This is a genomic window from Noviherbaspirillum suwonense (genome assembly GCF_900182955.1).
GTDB classification, from domain to species: domain Bacteria; phylum Pseudomonadota; class Gammaproteobacteria; order Burkholderiales; family Burkholderiaceae_D; genus Noviherbaspirillum_A; species Noviherbaspirillum_A suwonense.
In genome coordinates, this window is the sequence record NZ_FXUL01000060.1 from 1 (window position 1) to 2,493 (window position 2,493).

The 2,493-nt window shown below is 68.4% G+C and carries 2 protein-coding genes; both read left to right on the forward strand.

Annotated features, from left to right (window positions below; all coding sequences use genetic code 11):
* On the forward strand, window positions 1-903 hold a 903-nt coding region (locus QOL82_RS29045), incomplete at its 5' end, for an NADH-ubiquinone oxidoreductase-F iron-sulfur binding region domain-containing protein (RefSeq protein WP_283445806.1).
* Between the two features lie 10 nt (window positions 904-913).
* On the forward strand, window positions 914-2,493 hold a 1,580-nt coding region (locus QOL82_RS29050; protein WP_283445807.1), incomplete at its 3' end, for a molybdopterin-dependent oxidoreductase.

The following is a 2,493-nucleotide window of genomic DNA, read 5'->3' on the forward strand; positions in this document are numbered from 1 at the left end:
CCGCACCGCTTCCTCGAAGGCATGCTCATCGCCGCCTGGGCCGTGGGCATCGAGGACATCTACATCTACCTGCGCGACGAGTACCATGCCTGCCGCACGCTGCTGCAGCAGGAGCTCGCCGCGCTCATGGCCAACCCGCCGCTCGAGGTCATGCCGCGCATCCACCTGCGCCGCGGCGCCGGCGCCTACATCTGCGGCGAGGAGTCGGCGATGATCGAGTCCATCGAAGGCAAGCGCGGCATGCCGCGGCTGCGCCCGCCGTATGTAGCCCAGGTGGGCCTGTTCGGCCGGCCCACGCTGGAGCACAACTTCGAGACCCTGTACTGGGTGCGCGACATCCTGCAGAAGGGCCCGGATTGGTTCGCCTCGCACGGCCGCCATGGCCGCAAGGGCCTGCGCTCGTACTCGGTCTCGGGCCGCGTCAAGGAACCCGGCGTGAAGCTCGCGCCGGCCGGCATCACCATCCAGGAGCTGATCGACGAATACTGCGGCGGCATGCTCGACGGCCAGACGTTCTACGCCTACCTGCCCGGCGGCGCCTCCGGCGGCATCCTGCCGGCGACGATGAACGATATCCCGCTCGACTTCGACACGCTGCAGCCGCACGGCTGCTTCATCGGCTCGGCCGCGGTGGTGGTGCTGTCGGACCGCGACAGCGCGATGAATGCCGCGCGCAACCTGATGCGCTTCTTCAAGGACGAGTCCTGCGGCCAGTGCACGCCGTGCCGGGTCGGCACCGCCAAGGCGCTGGCGCTGGTGGAGCAGCCGGTGTGGGACGTGCCGCTGCTGGCGGACCTGTCGCAGGTCATGCGCGACGCCTCCATCTGCGGCCTCGGCCAGGCCGCGCCCAATCCGGTGGACTGCGTGGTCCGCTACTTTCCGCATGAACTGACCGGAGCCTGAGGAATCAATCATGAACGCCATCACCCGCAATGAACTCGTCCACCTCGACGCGCCCGTCGTCGAGTTCACCCTCAACGGCCAGCCGGTCACGGCGCGCGCCAGCGAGACCCTGATCGAAGTGGCCGACCGCGAAGGCGTGGCCATCCCGCGGCTGTGCTACAAGCCCGGCATGGACACGGCCGGCAACTGCCGCGCCTGCATGGTCGAGATCAATGGCGAGCGCACGCTGGCGCCGTCGTGCTGCCGCTTCCCCACCGCCGGCATGCAGGTCACAACAGACAGCGAGCGCGCGCTGCATGCGCAGCGCATGGTGCTGGAGCTGCTGCAGTCGGACATGCCCGAGACCAGCTACACGCTGCACAACGAGGTCGACGTCTGGGCCGAGGAACTGGCGGTGGGCAAGCCGCGCTTCGCCCCGCGCGCGCGGGTCGCGCCGGACCTGTCGCACCCGGCCATGACGGTCAACCTCGACGCCTGCATCCAGTGCACCCGCTGCGTGCGCGCCTGCCGCGACGAGCAGATGAACGACGTCATCGGCCTGGCCCTGCGCGGCGAGGCCGAGAAGATCGTCTTCGACATGGACGACCCGATGGGCAACTCCACCTGCGTGGCCTGCGGCGAATGCGTGCAGGCCTGCCCGACCGGCGCCCTGATGCCGGCGCGCGAGGCGGCGCTGACCATCCCCGACAAGCAGGTCGACTCGGTGTGCCCGTACTGCGGCGTGGGCTGCCAGCTGACCTATAACGTCAAGGACAACAAGATCCTGTTCGTCGAGGGCCGCGACGGCCCGGCCAACCATGGCCGGCTGTGCGTCAAGGGCCGCTACGGCTTCGACTATGCGCATCATCCGCACCGGCTGACCGTGCCGCTGATCCGGCGCGAGGGCGTGCCCAAGAACGGCGACTTCGCGATGGACCCGGACCGGGTCATGGACGTGTTCCGCGAAGCGACCTGGGAAGAAGCGCTGGCGCTGACCGGCAGCAAGCTGCGCGGCATTCGCGACAGCGCCGGGCCGCGCGCGCTGGCCGGCTTCGGCTCGGCCAAGGGCAGCAACGAGGAAGCCTACCTGTTCCAGAAGCTGGTGAGGACAGGCTTTGGCAGCAACAACGTCGACCATTGCACGCGGCTGTGCCATGCGTCGTCGGTGGTGGCGCTGCTGGAGGGCATCGGCTCGGGCGCGGTGTCGAACCCGGTCATGGACGTGACCAAGGCCGAGGTCATCGTCATCATCGGCGCGAACCCGACGGTGAACCACCCGGTCGCGGCGACCTGGATCAAGAATGCGGTGGCCAACGGCAGCAAGCTGATCGTCATGGACCCGCGCCGCTCGGACCTGTCGCGCCTGGCGCACCGCTCGCTGCAGTTCCGGGCCGACACCGACGTGGCCATGCTCAATGCGATGATGCATGTGATCGTCAACGAGAACCTGGTCGATGAAGGCTTCATCGCCAGCCGCACCATCGGCTACGAGGAACTGAAGGCCAACGTGGCGGAATACAGCCCGGAGAAGATGGCGCCGATCTGCGGCATCGACGCCGAGACGCTGCGCTACGTGGCGCGGCTGTATGCGACCTCGAAGGGCTCGATGAT